Below are 7,878 nucleotides of genomic sequence, written 5' to 3' on the forward strand. Positions count from 1 at the left end.
GCGGCCGGAATTTTGCCCTTTTATTATACGGCGGTTTGGGACCGGTTACAAGCAAAACCCGGCGGCGGGCCCCTTGCACAGGCGGCGGGTTTTCGTTATACTGAAAGTTACATAACGGATGCCGGAAAATGGGGAAAGGAGCAGGCGATGAACGAGACGTTGAGCAGCTTTCTGGGGGTGCGCCCCGGGGTGACCGCACTGGTGGGGGCGGGCGGCAAGACCACCGCCATGCTGACTCTGGCCGAAGAGCTGGCCAAAGCGGGCAAAAAGGTGATCGTGACCACCACCACCCACATGTTCCTGCCGGAGGAGCAGCGCTATGGCCCGGTGTTTTCGCCGGAGGATACGGCAGGCATTGCGGCGGCGCTGGAGCGCACCGGGCTGGCGGTGACCGCCGGGCCAATGGATGCGCGGGGCAAGCTGACCGGGGTGAGCGACAAGCAGGTGGATAACTTTTTGACGCTGGCGGACTATGTGCTGGCCGAGGCGGACGGCTCCCGCCGCCTGCCCTGCAAGACCCCCGGGGAGCATGAGCCCGCCCTGCCCGCAAAAACCGGGCTGGTGGTGGCGGTGCTGGGGCTTTCCAGCCTGGGCAGACCTTTGGAGGAGGTGTGCTTTCGGGCCGAGCTGGCCGTCCGGCGGCTGGAAACACAGCCGGACAGCCCCCTTACGCCGGAGCAGCTGGCCCGGCTGGCGGCCGAGCCCTGGGGCCTGGCCAAGGGCAGCGAGGGGCGGCGGTTTGTGATCCTGCTGAACCAGAGCGATGCATGTGACCCGGCGGACCTGCGCCGGGTGGTGCGGGCTGTAAAAGAAACAAGCAGCGCCCGCGTGGTGAGCGCCGCTTTAAAGAAAAAGGAATGGAAAGAGGAATCGATATGTTGATTGTGATTCGAGGCGCCGGAGACATTGCCACCGGCATCGGCTGGCGGCTGTGGCAGTGCGGGTTTGACGTGGTTATGACCGACCTGCCCCAGCCCACCTGCATCCGCCGCACGGTGGCCTTCTCCACCGCGCTGGAGGAGGGCGAGTACACCGTGGAGGGCGTCACCGCCCTGGCCTGCCCGGACCTGAAAGCGGCCCGGGCGGCGCTGGCAAAGCGCTGCGTGGCGGTGATCCCGGACCCGGAGGGCGCGTGCATCAAGGCCCTGCAGCCCGCCGCAGTGGTGGACGCGGTGTTGGCCAAGAAAAATCTGGGCACCGCCATCACCGACGCGCCGCTGGTGATTGGGGTGGGCCCCGGCTTTTGCGCCGGGCAGGACTGCCATTATGTGGTGGAAACAAAGCGCGGTCATCGGCTGGGCCGGGTGATCGAGGAGGGCCCCGCCGCCCCCAATTCCGGCCTGCCTGGCAACATCATGGGCTACACCGGCGAGCGGATCATCCGCAGCACCGTCAGCGGCCAGTTCGAGCCGCTGTGTGCCATCGGTGATCTGGTCCAGGCCGGGCAGACGGTGGCCCGGGTGGACGGGGAGGAGCTGAAGGTGCAGATCCCCGGCATGATCCGTGGCATGCTGCATGAGGGCATCCAGGTCACGCCGGGCTTCAAGTGCGGCGACGTGGACCCCCGTGGCCGGGAAGCTGACTACACCACCATCTCGGACAAGGCCCGGGCGGTGGCGGGCGGCGTGCTGGAGGCGGTGCTGCGCCGCTACGGCAGCCGGATGCAATAAAACCAAAAAACGACAAAAACACAGGCCGCCGCGTACCCATAGCAGGTATGCGGCGGCCTGTGTTCCCTTGACCGACTCCGAAGAGATCGTGCAATTCCCGCAGCTCTGCCCAAACCGGAACTGCGTACCATTATTATAACGCATTTTACGAAATAGAGAACCGAAAATGCACAGAATCAATGCGATGCGACACAAAACGCGGGTTTTCCTGGCCGAAAAGCCAGGTGCGGCTCAGCGGTTCTGCCAGTTTAGAAACTCCTGACGCAGCTGGGAGAAACGCTTGACGCTAACCGGAATGCGCTGACCGCTTTTCAGGATGACTATATAGTTGGAGAAGCGGTCCACGTAGCGCAGGTTCACCACGAAGCTGCGCTGCACCCGCAGAAAGTCCCGCCCCTCCAGCCGGTCGGCGATCTCCTGAATGGACACCCGGAATGTCCGGGTGCTCCAGAGTGCCGAGGCGGAAAAGTGGGCGGTGACCATGTGCCCGGAGGCTTCAAAATAGCGGATCTGCTCCAGCGGCAGGAACACATCCTCCCGGTCTGCCCGCAGGCACAGGGTGTTGGCGGCAGAGAACAGCAGCTCCCACAGGCTGTCCATGCAGGCGGTGAAGCTTTCCGGCAGGCGGGTCTTGAGCAGATAGGCGAAGGCCCGCACCCGGTAACCATCCGGTGCGCAGTCCAGGGAATCCGAGGTCAGGATCACCGGTGTTTCAGGGCAAAGCGCACGCAGGCGGCCGGCAATCTCCAGATTGGGGCATCCGGCGGTGGTCACCTGCAAAAACACGGCGGTACAGGGGTGATTGCGGCAGAATTCCAGCAGCAGCTCCGGCTGGCTGAAATGCTCCACCCGGCAGTGAAGATCGTTCTGCTCCAGATAGTGATCGAGCAGGTCGGAAAGACGCCGTGCATCGGCAGGCTGCGTGTCGCAGATGGCAAACAGCATGAGGGGGACACTCCTTTGGGGATCATGGAGATAAGGGGGGCTGCAGGGCCCGGGCGATGCGCTCCAGGGCCTGGGGGGTATCGGCATCCCACAGCTCGCAGGCGCACTGGGCTTCGGTGAGCCGGACCTGCTGTGGGAAACGTTTCAAAACGGCGCTGCCGCCGGTTTTCGGGGGAAGGCTGGCCAGTGCGGCAAAATAAGCCGCGCCGAACAGCACAGGGCTTGCGCCCACCCCCTGCCAGGCAAGGCGATGGATGCACCCCGGCTGGCGCTCAAAGGCCTGTGCCAGTGCGGCCAGGCTGGCCGGGCGGCACAGGGGCTGGTCGCCCTGGCAGACCAGGCAGCCGTCCATGCCTTCCATATATCGGATGCCCAGGCGGATCACATCGCTGCGGTCCTCCCGGTCGTGCAGCAGGCAGGCGACGCCCTGCGCCGCGCACAGCTGTGCCACCTGGGGCCAGCGGGTAACCACCAGAACCTTGGCAAACACGCCGGGAGGCAGACTGTTCAGAGCATGCGCCAGCAGCGGCCGTCCGCACAGGTCCGCCAGCAGCTTGTTGGAGCCAAAGCGTTTGCCCTGACCGCTGGCCAGGATCAGGCAGCCGATCTTCATGGTGCACACCCCTCTCTTGACGGATAAGAAACAATGACAAACGTTACTGTTTTTGGCTTTTATTGTAATATAATTAGGTCAGGGGTGCAAGAGCAGGCAGCAAAACCTGCCGGATTGGTGGCATTTTTTGCAGAAAAGACCTATAATAATGAAAATACCCGTGCGCCGGGCCCGAAAAGGAGATGCGAAGATGATCCATTTCAACTATCCCAACTACCCCATGCAGTGGTACAAGAACAAGAATCCGGTGTCCGGCAATGCGGGCCAGTTCAACTATAAGGTCCTGCGCGACGGCAACGAGCTGGCCGCCTGGTGCTGGATGGGTGTGTGGTGTTTGGAGAAGACGAAGGATGTGAAGGAGCGGCGCTTTGCCTTCGGCGAGGAGGGGGTGGCCCAGGCCATCGCCTGGCTGAAGGAGGAATTCGACAGCCACAGCCGGGAGGAGATCGAGAGCAAGCTGGGCTTTTTCACCACCGAGCCCTACACCCCGCCCAAAGAGGAGAGCGGCGAAGAACAATAAAAAACAGGGAGTGTCCCCGTGAACTGCACCCCATTTGTTATTCAGTATATCATACTGTCTAACAAATGGGGTGCAGTTCAGCCCGGGGAGAGCTCCTTCTTTTCTTTTGTGCGGAGTGTTACTGTCTGCCCCGGTTGTAAACGCTCTGCTGCTCCACCCGCAGCACCACACGGCCCACAAACAGGGTGAGCAGGATCTCCACCGGCAGCAGTACCAGATTTTTGCCGATGCGCAGCGGCAGGGTGGCCAGCTGAAAATTCTGGCCATAATACAGATAGAGCCAGAAGCTGTTCAAGAAGATATTCAGCAGAATGTTGATGCTCAGCTTGGCGGCCAGCACCCGGTACCAGCGCAGGGGCTGGCGGTAGAGGGCCAGACCCCAGATCATTCCGGCAAGAATGGCGGTAAGGGTGAAGCCGGGGAAATAAGCACCGCCGCCGTTGTTCACCACCCAGCCCAGAAAATCGCTGGCGGCTCCGGCGGTCATGGCCACCGCGGGGCCGAACAGCATGCCGGCCATGGCGCTGGTCAGAAAGCCGAAACCAATGCGCAGCTGAGGGGTGAGCTGCAGCCGGATGTTCAGGGCATCCAGCGTGATGTTCAGCGCGATGAGCAGTGCCACCACCGCCAGGGTACGGGGCTGGTGGAACCGGGCGGCGGAATCCTGAAAGAGCTGTTTGATTTTGGACATGAAAAAAACCTCCTTTTGATGCGAATGCCGCACAAAAGGAGGTGAGAATACAAAAAAGGACACAGCGCGGCAAGGGCACTGCGCCCCGCATTTGCCTGCACACGCTTCGTTTATGCAGCAGCGGGATGCAAAGCCTGTACCGCGAAGCGGAGTGCTTCTTCGTCCGGCCCGCAACTCCCCGTCGGGCTGGCACTTGACGCACAGGCTTTTACTCTGCACGCTCCATTATAGACCCGCCGCAAAGAGAAAACAAGCCCCGAAAACCAATTTTAAAGTCAGTCTTTCTGGCTTGCGGCCTTGTTTACCACCAGGATGCCTGCGCAGATCAACGCCAGCGCCGCCAGCCCCTGGGGGCGGAAGGCTGCAGCGCCCTCGCCCAGCAGCAGGGCGCTGAGCAGCACGCCGAACACCGGGTTCATAAAGCCGAACACCGAGATCCGGGCCACCGGGTTATGGGCCAGCAGCACCGACCACAGGGAGTAGGCCACTGCGGACAGAAAGCCCATGTAGACCAGCAGCGCTGCCGAAGCCGGGGTGGGGGCGGCCAGCCGCCCGCCCAGCACGAGGCCCAGCAGGGTCATGACCACACCGCCGAACAGAAACTGCCAGCCGCAGAGCACGAAGGTGTCCTCACTTTGGGAGTAGCGCTTCACCAGCACGCTGGAAAAGGCGTAGGCAATGGCGGCGATGAGCACCAGGCCGTCGCCCAGCAGGCCTCCCTGTCCGCCGGAGGAGCTGCTCAGATTGATGAGCGCCACCCCGACAAAGCCCACGGCACAGCCGATCAGCTTTTGGGCGGTGAGAGCCTCATAGCGGAACACCAGTGTGGCCAGTAAAATGCAGAAAAAGGTGTTGGTGGCGGTGATGATGGCTGCGTTCACCCCGCTGGTGTTGGCCACACCGGCGTAATAAAACACATATTGCAGAATGGTCTGCACGCAGCCCAGCTTGAGTACCATGGGCAGAGTGGCTTTGCTGGGGGCCGCCAGACGGCGGCCACGAATGCTGGCAAAAACAATGACCATCAGCCCGGCGATGGTAAAACGAATTCCGGCGAACACCAGCTGGCCGGGGATATCGTTGGAGGCAAGCTGGAACAGCTGGCAGCCGATCTTGATGCAGGGGGCGGCGCTGCCCCACAGAAAGCAGGGGATCAGGGCCAGCGCGGCAGCCACTGCGGGACGGGAAAGGAACGAAGACTCTTTCATAAATACAATACACCTTTCAGGGTTTGAAATATCCACTGGAAAAGTATAAAATGTTATCAGGAAAAAGTAAAGCCGTCTGCCCCCTGCCGGGGCAGCTGCGGCGGGCCTTTGCAAAAAGGCCGGAAAGGAATAAGACTATGGCAGTTTGCAAATTCAGCGAGATGGAATATACCCGTCCGGATGTGCAGCGGGTGACCGAGGCCTACCGGCAGCTCACCGCCCGGGCCGAAAAAGCAGAAAGCGGCCGGGAACTGGCGGACATCTTTAAAGAGCACACCAAGCTGGACGATGAATTCAGCACGGCGGCGCGCCTGGCGCAGATCCGCCACACGCTGGACACCCGGGATGAATTCTATGATGCGGAAAATGACTTCTTTGACCGGGAGACTCCCGGTGTGGGCAACGCTCAGCTGGCGCTGTACCGGGCACTGCTGGCCAGCCCCCACAAGGAAGGCCTTGCGGCGGAGTACGGCGAGATCCTGCTGCAGAAGATGGAGGTTGCTGCCGCCAGCGCCAGCGAGGAAGTGCTGGAGCTGATGCAGCAGGAGAACGCTCTGGCCAGCCGCTACCAGAAACTGTATGCGGGTGGTCAGGTGCAGTTCGACGGCAAGAGCCTAACCCTGCCCGAGATGGGCCCCTACAAGCAGAGCCTGGACCGGGCGGTGCGCAAGGCGGCCTTTGAGGCGGATGGCCGCTTCTTTGATGACAACCGGGAAGAGCTGGACGAGATCTACACCAAAATGATCGAGAACCGCAATGCCCAGGCCCGCAAGCTGGGCTACGAGAGCTATGTGCCTCTGTCCTACCTGCGGATGGGCCGGCTGGGCTACAACCAGGCGGATGTGAAGAGCTTCCGGGATCAGGTGGCCCAGAGCGTGACTCCTCTGGCCCACGAGGCCATGAAGGAGCAGTTCGCCCGTATTGGTCTGCCGGATGCAAAATTCTATGATACCACCGTCAGCTTCAAGGATGGAAACCCCGTTCCTCAGGGCACTGCGCCCGAGCTGTTGGCCAAGGCGGTGCAGATGTACCGGGAGCTGAGCCCCGAGACTGCCCGCTTCATCGACTTTATGACCGAGAGCCAGCTGTTTGATCTGGAGAGCCGCCCCGGCAAGGCCCCCGGCGGTTACTGCGAGACCATCCCCGGCTACGGCGCACCCTTTGTGTTCTCCAACTTCAACGGCACCTCCGGCGACGTGGATGTGCTCACCCATGAGGCAGGCCACGCCTTCCAGGCATGGGTGGCGGCCGGCCAGGGCATGTGCCAGGAGCTGGCCAACCCCGGTCTGGAGAGCTGCGAGATCCACAGCATGTCCATGGAATTCCTCACCAGCCCCTGGCATCACCTGTTCTTCGGCAAGGACACTGCCAAGTACGCGCTGGCTCACGCGCAGGAGGCCCTCACCTTCCTGCCCTACGGCTGTATGGTGGACGAATTCCAGCACATCGTCTACAGCCAGCCCCATCTGACCCCGGATGAGCGTAACGGCATCTGGCTGGAGCTGGAGCGCAAGTACCGCCCCTGGAACGACTTTGACGGTCTGCCCTTCTATGGCCGGGGTGCGGGCTGGCAGCGGCAGCTGCATGTTTATCAGTACCCCTTCTACTACATCGACTACTGCCTGGCACAGATTGTATCGCTGCAGTTCTTTGCTGCGCACCTGAACGATCCGAAGAATGCCTGGCAGCGATATGTAGCTCTGGTGAAGAAGGGCGGCGGTGACACCTATGCGGGCCTGGTCAAAGCTGCAGGTTTCACAGTTCCCTTTGAGCAGGGGGCGATCGCCCCGGTGGCACAGCAGGTGTTTGACTGGGTGAAGGAACAGAACAAGAAGCTCTGATTGCTGAAATAACTTTTCAAAAGCCCGGAGGCAGTGTTGCCTCCGGGCTTTTTTTGTGCAAAACAGATTGCACAGGGAAAAACAGGTTCATATATATACAATATATAGGGGAAAATGGGATTTTTGGCTCTGAAAGAAAAATATGACTTTTTTCAAAGAAATTTGAAAAAAGGTGTTGACTTCTGGTTGCAGGCTGTGGTATTATAACTGAGCCGTCAACGACGGCAAGCCGCTCGAAAGAGCTTGAAAAAATATTTCAAAAAAGTGATTGACAACAAGAACTTGATGAGATATAATAAACAAGCTGTCCCGTGAGGGAGAGCGGCACAGGACCTTGAAAATTGAACAATATCGAAGCTTGAACGGAACCTTATCGTGATGGAAAATCAC

At 60.6% G+C, this 7,878-nt stretch carries 8 protein-coding genes and 1 riboswitch; of the genes, 4 read left to right on the plus strand and 4 right to left on the minus strand.

The genetic code is table 11. From position 1 onward, the window contains the following. Positions 1-147: 147 nt before the first annotated feature. Complete coding sequence (gene yqeC / locus B5F28_RS11060; RefSeq protein WP_158097583.1) at positions 148-882, plus strand: selenium cofactor biosynthesis protein YqeC; 735 nt, start codon at positions 148-150, stop codon at positions 880-882. Further along, complete coding sequence (gene yqeB, locus B5F28_RS11065; protein ID WP_087295952.1) at positions 876-1,670, plus strand: selenium-dependent molybdenum cofactor biosynthesis protein YqeB; 795 nt, start codon at positions 876-878, stop codon at positions 1,668-1,670. Before yqeC ends, yqeB begins: the two co-directional genes overlap by 7 nt. A 231-nt stretch (positions 1,671-1,901) precedes the next feature. On the opposite strand, the gene B5F28_RS11070 is transcribed toward yqeB, so the two are convergent. Together B5F28_RS11070 and B5F28_RS11075 are read right to left on the minus strand one after the other, a co-directional pair. Continuing rightward, positions 1,902-2,615 carry a LytR/AlgR family response regulator transcription factor gene (locus B5F28_RS11070; protein ID WP_158097584.1) on the minus strand — a complete coding sequence of 238 codons (714 nt, stop codon included), beginning with the start codon at positions 2,613-2,615 and terminating at the stop codon, positions 1,902-1,904. Positions 2,616-2,637: 22 nt separating this feature from the next. Further along, positions 2,638-3,228 carry a nucleotidyltransferase family protein gene (locus tag B5F28_RS11075; protein WP_087295954.1) on the minus strand — a complete coding sequence of 197 codons (591 nt, stop codon included), beginning with the start codon at positions 3,226-3,228 and terminating at the stop codon, positions 2,638-2,640. A gap of 190 nt (positions 3,229-3,418) precedes the next feature. Here B5F28_RS11075 and B5F28_RS11080 point away from each other — a divergent pair, with 190 nt between their 5' ends. Beyond that, a complete protein-coding gene (locus B5F28_RS11080) occupies positions 3,419-3,748 on the plus strand; it encodes a hypothetical protein (protein WP_087295955.1) in 330 nt (109 codons plus the stop codon). A gap of 118 nt (positions 3,749-3,866) precedes the next feature. Here the strand turns inward: B5F28_RS11080 and B5F28_RS11085 are convergent, their stop codons facing one another. Together B5F28_RS11085 and B5F28_RS11090 are read right to left on the minus strand one after the other, a co-directional pair. After that, a complete protein-coding gene (locus B5F28_RS11085) occupies positions 3,867-4,439 on the minus strand; it encodes a folate family ECF transporter S component (RefSeq protein WP_087182675.1) in 573 nt (190 codons plus the stop codon). Between the two features lie 116 nt (positions 4,440-4,555). Then, positions 4,556-4,657: riboswitch (THF riboswitch) on the minus strand. A 57-nt stretch (positions 4,658-4,714) separates the two neighbouring features. Further along, entirely contained in the window at positions 4,715-5,647 is a 933-nt protein-coding gene (locus B5F28_RS11090) for a DMT family transporter (RefSeq protein WP_087295956.1), read from the minus strand. A gap of 137 nt (positions 5,648-5,784) precedes the next feature. Here B5F28_RS11090 and B5F28_RS11095 point away from each other — a divergent pair, with 137 nt between their 5' ends. Further along, positions 5,785-7,488 carry a M3 family oligoendopeptidase gene (locus B5F28_RS11095; protein WP_087295957.1) on the plus strand — a complete coding sequence of 568 codons (1,704 nt, stop codon included), beginning with the start codon at positions 5,785-5,787 and terminating at the stop codon, positions 7,486-7,488. The last annotated feature ends 390 nt before the right edge of the window (positions 7,489-7,878 follow it).

The organism is Gemmiger sp. An194, from assembly GCF_002160145.1.
In the GTDB taxonomy this organism is placed as follows: Bacteria; Bacillota; Clostridia; order Oscillospirales; family Ruminococcaceae; genus Allofournierella.

What these genes read in the sequence shown, in the direction of transcription:
- yqeC (WP_158097583.1), top strand. Translation starts at nt 148, where the DNA reads ATGAACGAGACGTTGAGCAGCTTTCTGGGGGTGCGCCCCGGGGTGACC.
- yqeB (WP_087295952.1), top strand. Translation starts at nt 876, where the DNA reads ATGTTGATTGTGATTCGAGGCGCCGGAGACATTGCCACCGGCATCGGC.
- B5F28_RS11070 (WP_158097584.1), bottom strand. Translation starts at nt 2,615, where the DNA reads ATGCTGTTTGCCATCTGCGACACGCAGCCTGCCGATGCACGGCGTCTT.
- B5F28_RS11075 (WP_087295954.1), bottom strand. Translation starts at nt 3,228, where the DNA reads ATGAAGATCGGCTGCCTGATCCTGGCCAGCGGTCAGGGCAAACGCTTT.
- B5F28_RS11080 (WP_087295955.1), top strand. Translation starts at nt 3,419, where the DNA reads ATGATCCATTTCAACTATCCCAACTACCCCATGCAGTGGTACAAGAAC.
- B5F28_RS11085 (WP_087182675.1), bottom strand. Translation starts at nt 4,439, where the DNA reads ATGTCCAAAATCAAACAGCTCTTTCAGGATTCCGCCGCCCGGTTCCAC.
- B5F28_RS11090 (WP_087295956.1), bottom strand. Translation starts at nt 5,647, where the DNA reads ATGAAAGAGTCTTCGTTCCTTTCCCGTCCCGCAGTGGCTGCCGCGCTG.
- B5F28_RS11095 (WP_087295957.1), top strand. Translation starts at nt 5,785, where the DNA reads ATGGCAGTTTGCAAATTCAGCGAGATGGAATATACCCGTCCGGATGTG.